Source organism: Azospirillum brasilense (assembly GCF_001315015.1).
Taxonomy (GTDB): Bacteria; Pseudomonadota; Alphaproteobacteria; order Azospirillales; family Azospirillaceae; genus Azospirillum; species Azospirillum brasilense.
Genome location: NZ_CP012916.1, coordinates 706,103 through 722,521, shown reverse-complemented (window position 1 = coordinate 722,521; position 16,419 = coordinate 706,103). Strand labels below are relative to the sequence as shown.

The following is a 16,419-nucleotide window of genomic DNA, read 5'->3' as shown; positions in this document are numbered from 1 at the left end:
GCTCCCGGAGCGTGTCTGCCTGCCCCGCATCGGCTGTCCTATTTCCCTGGCTTGACGTCCCCATCCGGGGGAGGTCCCCGGCGGGACGGGGACCATGACACGGAACAGCCGGTTCCGCGCGTGACTTCTGCGCGGGTCAGGCCGCGAAGGGCATCAGGAACAGGGTGAGCGAGGCCAGCGTGAAGGCGGCCATGGAGCGGCGCCCCACGGCGACGGCGGCCTCGTCCTGTCCGCTCTCCTCCAGGCGCAGCGCCAGGAAGCCCTGGGCCATGCCCGACGCGAAGGTGATGATGTGGATGATCGCGAGGCCGGGCAGCGCGTCCAGCCCCAGCAGCAGGGTGACCGCGCCCAGCACCATGCCGTTGAAGGCGGCCTGCCGCAGGATCGGTTCCCAATGCTCGCGGGCGACGAAGGTTTCGACCATGTCCAGCGGATGGCCGTTCCGCTCGTCCGGATCGGTGTACAGGCTCATGGCTGGGCTCCACAGGCTTGGTGGGGCTCCGCCCGACAGGGTCTCAGGGCGGTGCGGTGTCAGGATCGGCGGATGCTGTCCGCCATTTTCTTGGCGACGGTCAACAGATCGCCGTCGGCCTTGTTGCCGGTGACGGTGTAGGCGACCACCCCGGCCCGCCAATAGACGAGCCGCAGGCTGTCATGCACGACGGTGTGCAGGGCGCCGTCCTGAGCCGGCTCGCCGGACGCCACGAACAGGGTCAGCAGTTCGCCGTCCGGCTCCCTGTAGAGAAACTGAAGAGCGGTGCCATGGTTCCATGGCACGATGCTGGCCCGGATCAGGGTGAGTTCGGGACCGATGGCGGGAAGCGCCACCGTCATGCCGCGGCCCTCCGGCAGCGGCACCTGGGCGGTCTGAACCGGGACCGGTGTGACGTTCGTCTGGGGCGGGGTCGGCTGCAGCGTGTTGAGCGCGACGGCCTTGGAATGCGCCTCCGCCGCCTCGTCCGCGAAGGCCGGGACGTCGTCGATCTCGCCGGCCAGTTGCGGTCCGGCGGCCCCGCCCGACTGCACCCACAGGGTCAGGCTCCATCCCCCCATGACCAGCAGCATCGCGGCGGCCAGCGGGGCGACCCGCCGGCTGAAGCGGTCCATGTCCAGACGCCAGCGCAGGCGCCCGGCCAGCGTTTCGGTCTCCTGCACCGAAACGGCGGCCATCATGTCCAGCCCCAGCTTCAGCATTTCCTGCTGGTGCCGGTACTCGTCCAGCTTGGCGGCCAGGGCCGGGTTGGCGACCAACTGCGCCTCGAAGGCGGCGCGGCGGGCCGGCTCCATCTCGCCGTCCATGTAGAGATGCAGGTCGGCGTCCTGGTTGAGGCTGATGGGATCACCGCCCATGGCTCACCTCGCCACCCGCAGGGCGGTCTGGGCGCGGCCGCGGTGGCCCATCTCCACGCGCAGCGCCTCCCGCCCGCGGGCCAGGCGCGACATCAGCGTGCCGAGCGGAATGTCGAGCTGGCGGGCGGCCTCCTGGTAGCTCATCCCCTCCACGGCGACGAGGGTCAGGACGCGCCGCTGCTCGTCGGGAAGGGTGGAGAAGGCCTCGATGGTCCGCATCAGCTCCACATGGTCCGGCTGGTTGGGCGGCATCTGCCCGTAGGTCATCGCCTCGATGGCCGAGGCGCCGCGCGCCCGCACCTGCTCCCGCCGCACCCCGTTGACGTGGACGTTGTGCAGGATGCCGAACAGCCAGGACCGCAGGTCGCCGTTCGGCCGGAAGGTCCGGGAGCCGGAAATGGCGCGCACCAGCGTCTCCTGCACGAGATCCTCCGCGTCGTCGCGGTTGCGCGCCAGCGCGAGGGCGTAGCGGCGCAGGGAGCGCAGTTGATTCGACAGTTGATCGCGCAGGCTGAACGTCACGTCTCCACCCCGTGGACTGGATTTTCCCGAATTCCTGCTCCGTTTTCGTTTCGGGAGGGCCTTTTAATCCCGGGGCGGGACGCTTTCCGCGGTCAATCGTCGTCGTGGTCGCGGGACGGCCGGTGCAGCGTGCCATCGGCGAGGATGATCTCGCTGGCCATCAGCCCGCCGTTGCGGACGCGCCCGGTGACGGTGATGGGGGCGCCCGGCTTGATGCCTTCCGGCAGGAGGCCGCGCACCATGACGTCCGTCCGCGCGCTGTCGTCCTGGACGGTCATCCAGGTCGCGCCCGCTGCGGCAACCGTTCCGGAGACGGTGCCGCTCCCGGTCCGCAGCACCTCGGCGACCGGCTGCGGCGAGGCGGCCTGGACCGTATGTTGCCGCTCGCCGGCGTCGGCGGGACCGGACAGCAGAAGGGCAGCGACGGCCGCGGCCAGGAGTGGGAGGGTGGTCGAACGATTCATGATCCTATCTCCATCGCAAGGGGCGGGAGGTCCGCCCGAACAGGAGTGATCATGGCAAGGGGCGGCTGAGCCCCGCCTGAACGGGGCGTTCAAGTACGGTTCAGGAAGGCCGGTCACAATCCGCTTGATCGGCGGGGAGCAGCCTATAAATTAGAAACATCTCATTTAAAGGGTGGACGTGGCCCATGCCATCCATCGAGCCGCCGCTCGACCCCGCCGAGCTGGAAGAGCGGGCCGCCGAGGCGGAAACCTTCCTGCGCTCCATCGCCAGCCGCCACCGGCTGATGATCCTGTGCAGCCTGCTGGACGGGGAAATGCCGGTGGGCGACCTCGCGCGGCGGCTCGGCCTGTCGCAGTCGAACCTGTCCCAGCACCTCGCCAAGCTGCGGGACGAGGGGCTGGTCGCCACCCGGCGCGACGGCACCTCGATCCACTACCGCATCGGGTCGGACCGGGTGCGCCCGCTCCTGCTGGAGCTGTACCGTCAGTTCTGCGTCGGCGCGCGCTGCGTGGCCGAGGCGGACCCCAGCTCCTGAAACACTCCCTTCAGCGCTCGACCGGCCCGGACGCGGCCATCCAGGCGGCCATGCCGCCGCTCAGCCGGTGGATGTCCCCGGAAAATCCGGCGGCCGCCATCCGGGCCGACGCCGGACCGCAGCGGCGTCCGCTCTGGCAATGGAAGACGAGATGCTTGCCCGTCGCGTCCGGCACGCGGGCCGGATCGAACTGCGACAGCGGCACCAGCGTGGCGCCGGGGATGTGGCCGGCGCGGTGCTCTTGCGGCTCGCGGACATCGACGATCACCGCCGAGCCGTCCTTCAGCCAGCCCATGACGGTGCCGGCGTCGACGGTCTTGATCTGGTCGCTCATGGGGTTTGCGCTCCGGTTGAGGCCGAGACGGGAAAGAAGGGTCTTGAGCATGGTCATCCCTGGATGTCGAGGAGTTCACGGCGGCGGTGGACGGCGGGCGGTAGCGGGGGAGCGGCGGACGCCTCCTCCCCGCGCAGGACGATGTAGATCGCCGGGATCACCAGCACCGTCAGGAGGGTCGAGCTGAACAGCCCGAACAGCAGCGAGATCGCCAGCCCCTGGAAGATCGGATCGGTCAGGATGAAGGCGGCGCCGATCATCGCGGCGACGGCGGTCAGCAGGATCGGCTTGAAGCGGATGGCCCCGGCCTCCAGCACCGCCTCGCGCAGCGGCGTCCCGCGCTCCCGCAGATGGCGGATGAAGTCCACCAGCAGGATGGAGTTGCGCACGATGATCCCGGCCAGCGCGATGAAGCCGATCATCGAGGTGGCGGTGAAGGCCGCTCCGAACAGCCAGTGGCCCAGCACGATGCCGATCAGCGTCAGCGGCACCGGCACCAGGATGACCAGCGGCAGCTTGAAGCTGCCGAACTGCGCGACGACCAGCAGATAGATGCCGAGGATCGCCACCCCGAAGGCCGCCCCCATGTCGCGGAAGGTGACGTAGGTGATCTCCCACTCGCCGTCCCACAGCAGCACGGGCCGGCTCTGGTCGTCGGGCTGGCCGTGCATCCGGATCTCCGGCGCCGCGGCCAGCCCGGCGGCGGCCCAATCGACGGTTTTCAGCCGTTCCTGCACCGCCAGCATGCCGTAGATCGGCGCCTCGAACCGTCCGGCCAGATCGGCCATGACCATCTCCGCGAAGCGCCCGTTGTGGCGGAACAGCGTGTGGGAGGCCGGTTCGCGGGTCATCGTCACCAGATCGCCCAGCTCCACCGTGCCGCGCGCCCCCGGAACCGGGGTGGCGAGCAGGCGCTCGGACAGGAACAGGCCGGAGCGCGGCATCTGCACGGCGATCTCGATGGGTGTGCGCCCCGCCCCGCGGTGCGAGTAGCCGACCGGCACCCCGCCGGTCAGCGCCCGCAGCGTGTCGTAGACGGCCTGCTCCTCGACGCCGTGGAACTCCAGGCTCTCGCGGTCCAGGGCGAAGCGCAGCCGGTCGCCGGTCGGGCGGATGCTGTTCTCCACATCGACGATGAAGTCCACGCCGCGGAAGGCGTCCTCCACCGCCAGCGCCGCCTTGCGCCGGGTCTCGGCGTCGGGGCCGTAGACCTCCATGAGCAGGGTGGACAGCACGGGCGGGCCGGGCGGCACCTCGACCACCTTCAGGACGGTCCCGGCGGGCAGGGGGAGAGTGGCCAGCCGCGCCCGGATGTCGAGCGCGACCGCATGGCTGCTGCGGCTCCGCTCGCCTTTGGGGGCGAGGTTGACCTGGAGGTCGCCCTGCTCGGGCTGGTCGCGCAGGTAGTAGTGCCGGACCAGACCGTTGAAATTGAAGGGGGCCGCGGTCCCGGCATAGGCCTGGACGCTGGCCAACTCCGGCAGATCGGCGATTTTTCCGGCGGCGGCGAACAGGAGGCGCTCCGTGTCCTCCGGCGCGGCGCCGCGCGGCAGGTCGAGCACCACCTGAAGCTCGGACTTGTTGTCGAAGGGCAGCAGCTTCACCGCCACGTCCTTGGTGTAGAACAGCCCTGTGGAGGCGAGCGTCGCCACCCCGACCGCCAGCAGGAAGACCCAGGCCCGGCGCTTGCTGCGCACGATCGGGCGCGCGGCGGCGCGGTAGAGGCGCCCCAGCCGCCCGCCGTCCTGCTCGCCGTGCCCACCCGCCGGAGACTCCCCCGGACGCAGCGTCACCATCAGCCAGGGCGTCAGCACCATGGCGACGAAGAAGCTGAAGACCATGGCGGCGGAAGCGTTGGCCGGGATCGGGCTCATGTAGGGCCCCATCAGGCCGGACACGAACATCATCGGCAAGAGCGCGGCGATGACCGTCAGGGTGGCGACGATGGTCGGGTTGCCGACCTCCGCCACCGCCTCGACGGCGGCCTGGACCTTGCTCCGCCCGTCGCGCATCGACCAGTGGCGGTCGATGTTCTCCACCACGACGATGGCGTCGTCCACCAGGATGCCGATGGAGAAGATCAGGGCGAACAGGCTGACCCGGTTGACGGTGTAGCCCATCAGCCAGGACGCGAACAGGGTCAGCAGGATCGTCGTCGGGATGACCACCAGGGTCACCAGCCCCTCGCGCCAGCCGATGGCGAGCACGATCAGCCCGACGATGGTGATGGTGGCGAGCGCCAGATGGAAGAGCAGCTCGTTCACCTTCTCGTCGGCCGTCTCGCCGTAGTTGCGGGTGACGGTCAGCGTCAGGTCCCTGGGCAGCCCCTCCGCCTGGATGGCCTGGACGCGCTCCAGCACGCGGTCGGCGATGGTGACGGCGTTGGCCCCGGCGCGCTTGGCGATGGCGATGGTGACGGCGGGGGTGCGGACCAGCCCGCCCTTGCCGTCCGGCACCAGATGCCAGGCGCCGCTCTCGCCGGGGCGCGCCCCCGCCACCACGTCGGCCACATCCTTCACGTAGACGGGCCGCCCGTCGCGGGTGGTGACCAGAAGCAGCCCGATGTCCGCCGTCCCCTGGAGCGTCTGGCCGGCGACCACCGGCAGGCTGCCCCCCGCGCTGCGCAGCGACCCGGCGATGAAGGAGCGGTTGGCGTTCTTCACCTTGTCGACGAGCTGGTTCAGCGTGACGCCGTAGAGCGCCAGCCGTTCCGGGTCGGGCTCCAACCGGATCTGGTCGGGCTGGCCGCCGACGATGACGCTGCGCCCCACATCCTCGATCTGGGTGAGCTGGCCCAGCAGGTCGTCAGCCACCCCGTGCAGGGCGTTGACGGTCCATCGCCCGGCGGCCTCCGCCCGGGGCGACAGGGTCAGCGTCAGGATGGCGACGTCGTTGATGCCGCGCCCGACGATCAGCGGCTCCGGGATGCCCAGCGGGATGCGGTCCATGCTGGCCCGCACCCGCTCGTGCACGCGCAGGATGGCGTCGTCGGACGGGGTGCCGACGAGGAAGCGCGCGGTGACCACCACGCGGTCGTCCATGGTCTGGCTGTAGGTGTGCTCGACCCCGTCGATGCCCTTGACGATCTCCTCCAGCGGCCGGGTGACCAACTCCACCGCGTCGCCGGCCTTCAGCCCGTCGGCCTGGACGAGGATGTCGACCATGGGGACGCTGATCTGCGGCTCCTCCTCGCGCGGGAGGGACATCAGGGCGATGGCGCCGACCGCCAGCGAGGCGAGCAGCAGCAGCGGGGTCAGGGGGGAGCGGATAAAGGTCCGCGTCAGCACCCCGGAAAGGCCGAGCCTCATGGCGCCCCCCTCACGAGCCCGCCGGGCGGACGATGACGTCGCCGGGCTTCAGGCCGGACAGGATCTCCAGCCCGCCGGGCCGGTCGCCGACCGTGGGAATCTCGCCACCCGCCTGGACCGGGACCTCCGTCCCGTCGGCCAGCCGGACGAAATCGGTGCCGAAGCGGCGCAGCAGCCAGTCCGGCGGGATCACCACCGCGTCGCGCGTGCCGGTGGCGACGTAGACCCGCACCCGCTCGCCGACGAAGAAGTCGCCAAGGCCGCTGACCGAGGCGTCGGCGATCACCTGCCCCCCGGCCATCTCCGGATAGACCTGCCGGACGGCGCCGCGCGCCAGCGCCGTGGCGCCGGGGTCGGCGAGGGCCACCGGCGCCAACCCGCGCTGGCCGACCAGCACCGGGTCGCCCTCCTTCAGGAAGCGGGCGTGCCGCTCCGGCAGGCGCAGCCGCAGGATGTAGGTGTCGGTGGCGATGCTGGCGACCGGCTCGCCCGGCATGACCACGGCGCCGGCGATCACCTTGACCTGAAGGATGCGCCCGGCGGCGGGGGCCAGCACCTCACCCTCCCGCAACTGCTGGGCGACGACGGAGCGTTCGGCCTCCATGGCGGCGATCTGGGCGCGGGCGACGTCCAGCGCGGCCTGCGCGTCGTCCAGCCGTTGCTGCGTGCCGGTGCCGCTGGAGCGGAGCTGGCGGGCGCGGCCCAGCTCCAGCTCCGCCTGGTGCTGCTGCGCCGTCAGCGCCTGGATGCGTGCGTCGAGTGCTGCGAGCTGGAGCGGCAGTTTGGGGTCGCGCACGGTGGCGATGACCTGCCCGACGGTCACCTTGTCGCCCTCCGTCACCGTCAGGTCGGCCACCGTGCCGCCGATGCGGGTGCGGGCCAGCGTCTCGCGCACGCTTTCCACCGTGGCGAAGACCGCCTTCAGATCCTCCACCGGGCGCGGCTGCACGGTCAGGGTGCCGGGCTCGGCCGCCGCCGCCGCGGACAGGGGAAGCAGGGCCGCCAGCAGGGCGGCGGCGAGCAGCGCCTTGCGGGCCGGCGAGCGTGGGAGGAGGGAACGGGGCATGGCGGGCCACTTCGAACGGGAGGAACGGGTCTCAGGGTGTCTTGACTCCTTATTTTAGACATTGCTAAATTAGTGTCAACGAATGAAATCACGCGACCGCCATCCCGAACCGGCACAGAGGAGACCGCATCATGAGCATCGACCGCATCGTCATGGCCTTCGCCGGGACCATGATCCTGCTGAGCCTCGCCCTGTCCCAGCTTCACGGGCCGGGGTGGCTGTGGCTGACCGCCATCGTCGGGGCCAACCTGCTCCAGGCGGCCTTCACCGGCTTCTGTCCGCTGGCGATCGTGCTGAAGCGGATCGGCCTGCGCCCCGGCATGGCCTTCGAATAGGCGCGGGCCGGGCAGGGGGAAAGCGTTCCACCGAAACACACAACCGGGCAGCCCAACAGACCCGGATCTTCCGGAGAGGAAACGGATATGGCCCACATCGTCGTACTCGGGGCGGGCATCGGCGGCATTCCGATGGCCTATGAGCTGAAGGATCGGGCGCGGCCCGGCGACCGGATCACCGTCGTGTCGAACAGCGACCGGTTCCAGTTCGTGCCGTCCAACCCCTGGGTGGCGGTCGGCTGGCGCAAGCGCGGCGACATCACGGTCCCGCTGGCCGAGCCCTTCGCCCGCAAGGGCATCGCCTTCAACCACTCCGGCTGCCGGGCGCTGCGGCCCCACGACAACGCGCTGGATCTCGGCGACGGGACCAGCCTCGGCTACGACCAGCTCGTCATCGCTACCGGTCCCGACCTGGCTTTCGACGAGATCGAGGGCTTCGGGCCGCAGGCCAACACCATCTCCATCTGCCACGTCGACCACGCGGAGGCGGCGGCCCAGCGGTGGGAGCAGTTCTGCCGCGACCCCGGCCCGCTGGTCGTCGGGGCGGTGCAGGGGGCGTCCTGCTTCGGTCCGGCCTACGAGTTCGCGATGATCGCCGACGCCGACCTGCGCCGCCGCAGGATCCGCCACAAGGTGCCGATGACCTTCGTCACGTCGGAACCCTACATCGGGCATCTCGGGCTGGGCGGGGTGGGCGACACCAAGGGGCTTCTGGAATCGGCGCTGCGTGAACGGCACATCCAATGGATCGCCAACGCTCGCGTTGACCGCTTCGAGCCCGACACGGTCCACGTGACGGAGGTCGACGCCGACGGCAAGGACAAGGCGCGGCACATGGTGGGCAGCCGCCTGACCATGATGCTCCCCGCCTTCCGCGGCATCGCTCCCCTGCGCGGGGTGGAGGGGCTGGTGAACCCCCGCGGCTTCGTGCTGACCGACCGGCACCAGCGCAACCCCACCTTCCGCAACGTCTTCGGGGTCGGTGTCTGCATCGCCATCCCGCCGGTGGAGAAGACTCCGGTCCCGGTCGGCGTTCCGAAGACCGGCTACATGATCGAGACCATGGTGACCGCCGCCGCCCACAACATCCGCGCCATCCTGGACGGGAAGGAGCCGACGGAGGAGGCGACCTGGAACGCGCTCTGCCTCGCCGATTTCGGGGACAGCGGCGTCGCTTTCGTCGCCATGCCGCAGATCCCGCCGCGCAACGTCAACTGGTCGTCGCACGGGCGCTGGGTCCATCTCGCCAAGGTCGGCTTCGAGCGCTACTTCCTGCGCAAGGTGCGCAAGGGCATCGGCGAACCGGTCTATGAGCGCTACGCGCTGAAGTTGCTGGGTCTGACGCGCGTGCAGCCGGACGCGCCGGCCACGCTGGACGGGTAGGGAGCAAGGTGATCGTATTTGGCCTTCATAGCCCTCTCCCCTCCGGGGAGAGGGTGGCCCGAAGGGCCGGTGAGGGGGATGTGCGAGGTGATGCGTCCGGCAAAAGCGCAACCCCCTCACCCTAACCCTCTCCCCAGAGGGGAGAGGGGATCTCAAATGCGATCGCCCTTGGGTAAGGAGCCATACGGATTGAAAGTGGCCGGGCACGGGTGTATGCGGCGCACGGGGGAGCCATCGACCCCATGTCGTTCCCGTTCACCGGCCCCGTCCGAAGGATCCCATGCGCTTCACGCCCCGATCGGTCCGCCTGACGCTCGCGCTAGCCGGGAGCCTCGCCGCGACGATACTGGCGGCGGCCCCGGCCGGGGCGGCGGAGCCGCCGATCCGCGTCGGCGTGCTGGCCTACCGCGGCGGCGACCACGCCAACGCCGTCTGGGAACCGACCGTCCGCTATCTGGCGGACCGCTTTCCGCAGCGCGGGGCGGAGATGGTGCCGCTCGACCTGCCGGGCATGGACGCGGCGGTGGCCGCCGGCAGCGTCGATTTCGTGCTGACCAACACCGGCAATTATGTGGAGCTGGAGGCCCGCCACGGCGTCACCCGCATCGCCACGCTCCATTCCTCCCGCTCCGGCGCGTCGGGGGCGGCGGTGGGCTCGGCCCTGATCGTCCGGGCCGGGCGCGACGACATCCGGACGCTCGCCGATCTCAAGGGCAAGTCCGTGATGGCGGTGGACCCCGACGCCTTCGGCGGCTTCCAGATCGCCTGGGGCGCGATGCTGACGGCCGGGGTCGATCCCTACGCCGATGTGAAGGAGCTGCGCTTCTCCGGCTTCCCGGTGGACCGCGTCGCCTTCGCCGTCCGCGACGGGGAGGTGGACGCCGGCGTCCTGCGCGCCTGCGTGCTGGAGGAGCTGGCCGAGGAAGGCCGCCTCGACCGCGCGGGGTTCCAGGTCGTCGGCGCCCGGACGGAGCCGGGATTCGGCTGCGCCCTGTCCACCGGCCTCTACCCCGACTGGCCGCTCGCCCGGCTGGCCAACACGCCGGAGGATCTGGCCAAGGCGGTGGTGGTCGCGCTGTTCCAGATGCCCGACGGCCATCCGGCGGCGCTGGCCGGCGGCTACGAGGGCTGGACGGTGCCGATGGACTACCAGCCGGTCCACGGCCTGTTCCGCAGCCTGCGCGTCGGCCCCTACGAGCATCTGCGCGACGTCACCCTGCTCGACCTCGCGCGGGAGCATTGGCACTGGCTGGCGCTGGCGGCGCTGGCCCTGCTGTGGTGGGCGGTCCATTCGCTGCGGGTCGAGCATCTCATCAAGGTGCGCACGGCGGAACTGCGCGCCGCCAACCGCGAGCTGCGCCGCGAGATGGCCGAGCGCCGCCGCGCCGAGGACACCGCGCGGGAGCGGCAGAAGGAGATGGACCACGTCGCCCGCCTCTCCATCCTCGGCGAGATGGCCAGCAACATCGCGCATGAGCTGAACCAGCCGCTGGGCGCCATCGCCAACTACGCCCGCGGCTGCACGCGGCGGCTGGAGGCGGGGGTGGGCAGCCCTGCCGAGTTCGCCGAGGCCTCCCGCGCCATCGCCGCCCAGGCCGACCGCGCCGGGCAGATCATCGCCCGCATCCGCGACTTCGTGCGCAAGCGCGCCGCCCAGCTGGAGCCGGCCGACGTCAACGGCGCGGTGGAGGCGGCGCTGCAGCTCTGCGAGGGGCGGGCGCGCAGCGGCAACATCCCGGTCACCCGCGACCTGTCCCCCGGCCTGCCGCCGGTCCTGGCCGACCGGGTGCAGATCGAGCAGGTCGTCCTGAACCTCGTCAAGAACGCGCTGGACGCCATGGACGGCGAGACGGAGGGGGGACGCGGTGTCACCGTGCATACCGGGCTGGACTTGGAAGGGCGGGTGGAGATCGCCGTGGCCGACCGCGGGCACGGCCTGTCGGAGGACGCGAGGGCGCGGCTGTTCGACCCCTTCTTCACCACCAAGCCCGGCGGCATGGGGCTGGGGCTGTCGATCTGCCGGACCATCGTGGAAAGCCATGGCGGCCATCTCTGGGCCACCGATCATCCGGGCGGGGGCACCGTGGTGCGCTTCGTCCTGCCCGCAGCGGAGGAGAAGGTCGATGCAGGCTGACGCGGCCCGCACCGTTTACGTGGTGGACGACGATCCGGCGATGCGCCACTCGCTGGGCTGGCTGATCGGCTCGCTGGGCGTGGCGGTGGAGTCCTTCTGCTCCGGCGAGGAGTTCCTGCGCGCCATGCGCGCCGACCGGCCCGGCTGCGTCGTCACCGACGTGCGCATGCCGGGAATGAGCGGGCTGGAGTTGCAGGACACGCTGGCCCGCGCCGGCTCCGTCCTGGCCGTCGTGATCATCACCGGCCACGGCGACGTGCCGATGGCCGCCCGCGCCTTCCGCGCCGGGGCGGTGGATGTCATCGAGAAGCCCTTCAACGACCAGCTTCTCCTCGACCGGGTGCACGAGGCGTTGGAGAAATCCCGCCGGGCGTGGGAGGCGCAGGCGCGCAAGGCCCATGTCCGCGCCCTGCTGGCCCGCCTGACCCCGCGGGAGCGGCAGGTCGCCGATCTGGTGGTGCAGGGCAAGCCGAACAAGGTCATCGCGGCGGAGATCAACCTCAGCCTGAAGACGGTGGAAGTGCACCGCCACAACGTCATGGACAAGCTGGAGGTCGCCTCCGTCTCCGACCTGACTCGGCTGCTTCTGGAAGCGGAATAAAGGTCAGACGGCTGCCATCGCCTGCCGCACCCAGCCGAGCAGGGCTGGCAGCGGCATCGCCCCGGCGGTGCGCGCCACCTCGCGCCCATGGTGGACCAGGACGAGGGTCGGGATGCTGCGCACGCCGAAGCGGGCGGCGAGATCGGGGGCGTCCTCGGTGTCGACCTTGGCGAGGCGGACATGAGGCTCCAGCCGGCCGGCGGCCTGCTCGAAGACCGGCGCCATCATCCGGCACGGCCCGCACCACTCCGCCCAGAAGTCGATGAGCAGCGGCAGGTCGCTGCGCTCCGCCTGGGCGGTGAAGCGGGCGCTGGTCAGCGCGATGGGCTTGCCCTGGAACAGCGGCTGCCCGCAGTGGCCGCATTTCCCGGCGCCCGGCTGGTCGAGGCGGGTGCGCGGCATGCGGTTCAGGGTGTCGCAGCTCGGGCAGGCGACGTGCAGAAGGTCGGACATGGCGCGGCTCCCTCCAGGACGGGCGTTTTCATCAGCGTGATCTAATGCAGCGTCTGCGAAGCGCAAGAGGCCGGCGGCGCGGGGCAGGGCCGCGGCCGATGCCCCTTTTCATTGCAGGGTCAAGCGGACGGCACGACCCTGCGATGTGCGCCTTCGGCATTGCGGTCGGCGGGGCGCTGTTCCTAGAATGCCGCCCGTGGCCGCCGCCCCGCCGGGAACGGCCAAGTCCTTCCGCCCACATCCTTCCGCAGAACCGCGATTCCGAATGAAGCCTTCCTTTTCGTCCGCCTCCGCCGCCGGCTGTTCCTCCATGGATGATCCCGGCCTCGCCCTGGCGCGCGCGCGGGCGCTGACGGCGGGATGGGGGGCCGGGGCGCGGGCGCTGTCCGCGCTGCCCGCCGCCGTGGTCCCGGCGCCCTATCGGACGCTGCTCGACCATGACCGCGGCATGACCGCCGTCCTGTCGGAGCGGTGGGGCGAGCCGGTGGGCGTGCGGGTGCTGCGCCAGTGGACGGAGCCGGACGGCACGGCGCTGTGGCGCGACATCGTGCTGACGGTCGGGCCGGACGCGCGGCCGGTGGAGCTGGCGAGCATCCGCATCGCGCTCGGCGGCTTTCCCGCGGCCTTCGCCGAGCAGCTTCGCGAGGGGGCCGAGCCCTTCGGGCGCCTGCTGGCGCGCAACGGCGTCGCCTTCTCGGTGGAGGTGCTGGGCCTGCTGACCGCTCCCGCCGACCACGTCTGGGCTGCGGAGGGGCGCGTGTCCTCCGGCGCCACGCTGTACGGGCGCATCGGACGGCTGGTGCGGGCGGACGGCTGGACCATCGCGGAAACGGTGGAACTGCTCCCCCGCGCCTGACGCCGAACGGGGTGCCATCCGGCGGAGCATCTGCTAAACCTGCAAAACCGTTCACGTCCTCCGCATCGGTGACCATGACCGCTCCGCATCTTCCCTATCTGTCGCAGTTCTCGCTCGAAGGCCGGGTGGTGCTGGTCACCGGGTCCGGGCGCGGGCTGGGTCTGGAAATCGCCCGCGCCATGGCCGGGTCGGGCGCCCATGTGCTGCTGAACGGGCGTGACGCCGCGCGGCTGGAGCCGGTGGCCGAGGCCATCGCCGCGGCGGGCGGGCGGGCCTCGGTGCTGGCCTTCGACGTGGCCGACCGCGACGCGGTGCGGGACGCCTACGCGCGGATCGCGCGGGATCACGGGCGGCTGGACGTGCTGGTGCAGAATGTCGGGCAGCGCAACCGCAAGCCGCTGACCGACTTCGCCGACGAGGAAATCAGCGAGCTGCTCAACGTCGATCTGGCCGCCGGCCTGATCCTGGCGCGGGAGGCGGCGCGGCTGATGCTGCCCCAGGGCTTCGGGCGGCTGATCACGGTGACCTCCATCTCCGGGCAAATCGCCCGCGCCAACGATGCGGTCTACGCCGCCGCCAAGGCCGGGCTGGCCGGCATGGTGCGGGCGCTCGCCGCCGAGTATGGCGGAAAGGGCCTGACCAGCAACGCCATCGCGCCGGGCTTCTTCGCGACGGAGACCAACGCCGGCATCACCGGCAACCCGGCCCTGTCCGCCTATTTCGAGGGACGCACCCCGATCGGTCGCTGGGGCCGCCCGGAGGAGATCGCCGGGGCCGCGGTCTTCCTGGCCTCGCCCGCCGCCTCCTACGTCAATGGGCATGTGTTGGTGGTGGACGGCGGCGCCACCATTCTCATGTGAAGGCCGGTCTTACAGGAAGCTGTGCCGCCATGCTGGCGATCCCCTTGTCATGCGCCGATCCGGCGGAGGCCTTCCGCGCCCTGTCCGGACAGCCCTGGTCGATGCTGCTCGACAGCGCCGCCGCGCACCCGGCCCATGGCCGCTACAGCTACATCGCGGCGGAGCCCGTCCGCACCCTGGAGTCGCTGGACGGGCGGGCCTATCTCGACGGCCGGCCGGTGGACGGCGACCCCTTCGCCGTTCTGGCGGAGGAGCTGGCGCGCCACGCCCGGCCCGAAGGCCCGCCTGGACCGGCGCCCTTTTGCGGCGGGGCGGTCGGCTTCATCGGCTACGAGGCGGGGCTGCGGCTGGAGCGCATCCGCTCGCGCCACGCCAACCCCGGCGGCCAGCCGGAGATGGCCTTCGGCTTCTACGACGCGGTGGCCGCCTTCGACCATGCGGAGCGCCGCGCCTGGGTGATCGCCGCCCGCCCGGAGGCCGAGGCCCGCGCCCGCGCCCTGGCCGCCCGGCTGGAGGGCGGCGGAGCGTCCCCCCTCGGCCCCATCCCGGCCGCCCCCTGGCGGAGCGAGCTGGAGCGCGACGACTATCTGGCGCGGGTGGAGCGGGTGCTGGAGTACATCCGGGCCGGCGACATCTATCAGGCCAACTTCACGCAGCGCTTCCTGGCCGACCGGCCCGCCGGGCTGGACACCTACGCGCTGTACCGCCGGCTGCGCGCGATCAGTCCGGCGCCCTTCGCCGCCTATCTCGACTGCGGCCCGCGCCTGTGCATCGCCAGCGCCTCGCCGGAGCGCTTCATCCGCCTCAGCGCCACCGGGGAGGTGGAGACGCGCCCGATCAAGGGCACCCGCCCGCGCTACGCCGACCCCGCCGCGGACGCCGCCGCCGCCGCGGAGCTGGTGGCCAGCGTCAAGGACCGGGCGGAAAACCTGATGATCACCGACCTGCTGCGCAACGACCTCGGCCGGGTGTCGCGGGTTGGCAGCGTCCGGGTGCCGACGCTTTACGGGCTGGAGAGCTTCGCCAGCGTCCATCACCTCGTCTCGGTGGTCACGGCGCGGCTGCGGCCCGGCCTGGGGGCGGTCGACCTGCTGCGGGCGGCGCTGCCCGGCGGCTCGATCACCGGGGCGCCCAAGATCCGCGCCATGCAGATCATCGACGAGCTGGAGGTGGCGCGGCGCGGCGCCTACTGCGGCTCCGTCGCCTGGCTCGGCTTCGACGGCGCGATGGACAGCAGCATCGTCATCCGCACCCTGTCGATCACGCCGGATGCGGTGATCGCCCAGGCCGGCGGCGGCATCGTCGCCGATTCCGATCCGGCGGACGAGCATGAGGAGATGATGGTCAAGATCCGCGCCCAGCTCCGCGCGCTGGAGGAGGCCCTGGGATGAGCCCGGCCATGACCGTCGTCTGGCTGAACGGGCGCCTGCTGCCGGCGGCGGAGGCCCGCATCGATCCGGCGGACCGCGGTTTCACGCTGGGAGACGGGCTGTTCGAGACGATCAGGGTGTCCGGCGGCACCGCCCGCCATCTCGACCGGCACCTCGCCCGGCTGGCGGACAGCGCGGCGCTGCTCGGCCTGCCGCTTCCCTATGGCATTGCGGCGCTGGCCGCCGCCGCCGGGGGGCTGATCGCGGCGCAGGGCCGGGCGGAGGGCGTGCTGCGGATCACGCTGACGCGGGGGACCGGCGCGCGCGGCGTGCTGCCGCCGGCGGACGCCGCGCCGACTCTGTTGATGACCTTGGTCTCCGCGCCGCCGCCCGCCGGCCCGGTCGAGGCGGTCATCGCGCAATCCACCCGGCGCAACGAGCATTCGCCGCTGTCGCGGGTGAAGTCGCTGAACTACCTGGATTCCATCCTCGCCCGCCAGGAGGCGGCGGCGCGCGGCGCGGGGGAGGCCCTCCTGCTCAACGGCGCGGGCCGTCTGGCCGAGTCCAGCGTGGCGAATCTGTTCATCGTCCGGGAGGGGCGCCTGCTGACTCCGCCGGTCGCCGAGGGCGCTCTGCCGGGCATCCGCCGCGCGCTGATCCTGGAACGGGACGACGCCGGGGAGGCGCCGGTTTCCGTTGCCGATCTGCTGGGGGCCGAGGAAGCCTTCCTGACCAACAGTCTGGGCCTGCGCCCGCTGCTGCGCGTCGACGGGCAGGCCATCGGCGCCGGGACCGTGGGGATGGCGACGGCGGCCCTGTTGGAGGACGTCGCGGCGGAGTAGGGCGC

17 protein-coding genes are annotated in these 16,419 nt (G+C 71.6%); 9 read left to right on the top strand and 8 right to left on the bottom strand.

The window, feature by feature from the left end:
* Window positions 1–136: 136 nt before the first annotated feature.
* From AMK58_RS24525 to AMK58_RS24510, 4 genes are all read right to left on the bottom strand, one after another.
* The gene (locus tag AMK58_RS24525; RefSeq protein ID WP_035680015.1) at window positions 137–472 is read right to left on the bottom strand and encodes a hypothetical protein; all 336 of its coding nucleotides are present in this window, start codon (window positions 470–472) and stop codon (window positions 137–139) included.
* A gap of 59 nt (window positions 473–531) precedes the next feature.
* Complete coding sequence (locus tag AMK58_RS24520; RefSeq protein WP_035680018.1) at window positions 532–1,350, bottom strand: anti-sigma factor family protein; 819 nt, start codon at window positions 1,348–1,350, stop codon at window positions 532–534.
* A gap of 3 nt (window positions 1,351–1,353) precedes the next feature.
* The gene (locus AMK58_RS24515) at window positions 1,354–1,872 is read right to left on the bottom strand and encodes a sigma-70 family RNA polymerase sigma factor (RefSeq protein WP_051140730.1); all 519 of its coding nucleotides are present in this window, start codon (window positions 1,870–1,872) and stop codon (window positions 1,354–1,356) included.
* A gap of 92 nt (window positions 1,873–1,964) precedes the next feature.
* Entirely contained in the window at window positions 1,965–2,336 is a 372-nt protein-coding gene (locus AMK58_RS24510) for a hypothetical protein (RefSeq protein WP_035680020.1), read from the bottom strand.
* Between the two features lie 185 nt (window positions 2,337–2,521).
* Between AMK58_RS24510 and AMK58_RS24505 the strand changes: the two genes are divergently transcribed.
* On the top strand, window positions 2,522–2,872 hold the full coding sequence (locus AMK58_RS24505; protein ID WP_035680023.1) for an ArsR/SmtB family transcription factor: 351 nt from the start codon (window positions 2,522–2,524) through the stop codon (window positions 2,870–2,872).
* Window positions 2,873–2,882: 10 nt separating this feature from the next.
* On the opposite strand, the gene AMK58_RS24500 is transcribed toward AMK58_RS24505, so the two are convergent.
* Genes AMK58_RS24500 through AMK58_RS24490 form a run of 3 tightly spaced genes read right to left on the bottom strand, consistent with a single transcriptional unit; the run spans window position 2,883 to window position 7,580 of the window.
* Window positions 2,883–3,206, bottom strand: a complete 324-nt coding sequence (locus AMK58_RS24500; protein ID WP_236778320.1) for a rhodanese-like domain-containing protein — start codon at window positions 3,204–3,206, stop codon at window positions 2,883–2,885.
* A 53-nt stretch (window positions 3,207–3,259) separates the two neighbouring features.
* A complete protein-coding gene (locus AMK58_RS24495) occupies window positions 3,260–6,514 on the bottom strand; it encodes an efflux RND transporter permease subunit (RefSeq protein WP_051140731.1) in 3,255 nt (1,084 codons plus the stop codon).
* A 10-nt stretch (window positions 6,515–6,524) separates the two neighbouring features.
* On the bottom strand, window positions 6,525–7,580 hold the full coding sequence (locus AMK58_RS24490; protein WP_059399556.1) for an efflux RND transporter periplasmic adaptor subunit: 1,056 nt from the start codon (window positions 7,578–7,580) through the stop codon (window positions 6,525–6,527).
* A 131-nt stretch (window positions 7,581–7,711) separates the two neighbouring features.
* Here AMK58_RS24490 and AMK58_RS24485 point away from each other — a divergent pair, with 131 nt between their 5' ends.
* From AMK58_RS24485 to AMK58_RS24470, 4 genes are all read left to right on the top strand, one after another.
* Window positions 7,712–7,915, top strand: a complete 204-nt coding sequence (locus tag AMK58_RS24485; RefSeq protein ID WP_035680057.1) for a YgaP family membrane protein — start codon at window positions 7,712–7,714, stop codon at window positions 7,913–7,915.
* An 87-nt stretch (window positions 7,916–8,002) separates the two neighbouring features.
* Window positions 8,003–9,298, top strand: a complete 1,296-nt coding sequence (locus tag AMK58_RS24480; protein ID WP_035680059.1) for an NAD(P)/FAD-dependent oxidoreductase — start codon at window positions 8,003–8,005, stop codon at window positions 9,296–9,298.
* Between the two features lie 280 nt (window positions 9,299–9,578).
* Window positions 9,579–11,432, top strand: a complete 1,854-nt coding sequence (locus tag AMK58_RS24475; protein WP_079285696.1) for a sensor histidine kinase — start codon at window positions 9,579–9,581, stop codon at window positions 11,430–11,432.
* The gene (locus tag AMK58_RS24470; protein ID WP_035680061.1) at window positions 11,422–12,033 is read left to right on the top strand and encodes a response regulator transcription factor; all 612 of its coding nucleotides are present in this window, start codon (window positions 11,422–11,424) and stop codon (window positions 12,031–12,033) included. Before AMK58_RS24475 ends, AMK58_RS24470 begins: the two co-directional genes overlap by 11 nt.
* Before the next feature lie 3 nt (window positions 12,034–12,036).
* On the opposite strand, the gene trxC is transcribed toward AMK58_RS24470, so the two are convergent.
* Window positions 12,037–12,486: a thioredoxin TrxC gene (gene trxC / locus AMK58_RS24465; protein WP_035680065.1), complete on the bottom strand. Its 450-nt coding sequence runs from the start codon at window positions 12,484–12,486 to the stop codon at window positions 12,037–12,039.
* Window positions 12,487–12,796: 310 nt separating this feature from the next.
* Between trxC and AMK58_RS24460 the strand changes: the two genes are divergently transcribed.
* The 4 genes from AMK58_RS24460 to AMK58_RS24445 all read left to right on the top strand — a co-directional run bounded on the left by AMK58_RS24460 (window position 12,797) and on the right by AMK58_RS24445 (window position 16,414).
* The gene (locus tag AMK58_RS24460; RefSeq protein ID WP_236778319.1) at window positions 12,797–13,342 is read left to right on the top strand and encodes a hypothetical protein; all 546 of its coding nucleotides are present in this window, start codon (window positions 12,797–12,799) and stop codon (window positions 13,340–13,342) included.
* Window positions 13,343–13,416: 74 nt separating this feature from the next.
* A complete protein-coding gene (locus tag AMK58_RS24455) occupies window positions 13,417–14,202 on the top strand; it encodes an SDR family oxidoreductase (protein ID WP_035680079.1) in 786 nt (261 codons plus the stop codon).
* A 29-nt stretch (window positions 14,203–14,231) separates the two neighbouring features.
* Entirely contained in the window at window positions 14,232–15,593 is a 1,362-nt protein-coding gene (gene pabB / locus AMK58_RS24450; RefSeq protein ID WP_059399554.1) for an aminodeoxychorismate synthase component I, read from the top strand.
* On the top strand, window positions 15,590–16,414 hold the full coding sequence (locus AMK58_RS24445) for an aminotransferase class IV (protein WP_236778318.1): 825 nt from the start codon (window positions 15,590–15,592) through the stop codon (window positions 16,412–16,414). Before pabB ends, AMK58_RS24445 begins: the two co-directional genes overlap by 4 nt.
* Window positions 16,415–16,419 lie beyond the last annotated feature (5 nt).